The organism is Vibrio sp. 03_296 (assembly GCF_002265885.1).
Genome location: NZ_NPKW01001200.1, coordinates 1 through 477 on the forward strand (window position 1 = coordinate 1; position 477 = coordinate 477).

The 477-nt window shown below is 43.4% G+C and carries 2 tRNA genes; both read left to right on the top strand.

Annotated features, from left to right (window positions below):
• The first annotated feature begins 85 nt into the window (after window positions 1–85).
• Window positions 86–162, top strand: a tRNA-Ile gene (locus CIK04_RS30965).
• A 9-nt stretch (window positions 163–171) separates the two neighbouring features.
• A tRNA-Ala gene (locus tag CIK04_RS30970) sits at window positions 172–247 on the top strand.
• The last annotated feature ends 230 nt before the right edge of the window (window positions 248–477 follow it).

Consider the following 477-nt stretch of genomic DNA (forward strand, 5'->3'; position numbering starts at 1 on the left):
CCTGGCGCTGGATCACCTCCTTATACGATGATTATTGCGATGAGTGTTCACACAGATTGATACGGTTTAGATTAGAGCATCTAGTGGGTCTGTAGCTCAGGTGGTTAGAGCGTACGCCTGATAAGCGTAAGGTCGGTGGTTCGAGTCCACTCAGACCCACCACTCAACGATGGGGTTATAGCTCAGCTGGGAGAGCGCCTGCCTTGCACGCAGGAGGTCTGCGGTTCGATCCCGCATAGCTCCACCATCTTTAAGGGTTTTTCCTAAGAATCTTTAAAAATGGTTTTCATTAGAAAATCTTGCTCTTTAACAATTTGGAAAGCTGACAAAACAACAATTTATTGTTGTTTGTAAAGTTCTCAATGTTTGTCTTTAAGACAAACACCAACAAACACATTCAAGTGTTCTTGGGAATGTCACTTTTAGTGACTATTCGAAATTGAGTCCGGCAAAATCAACGCTATCTCGCTCATTCAA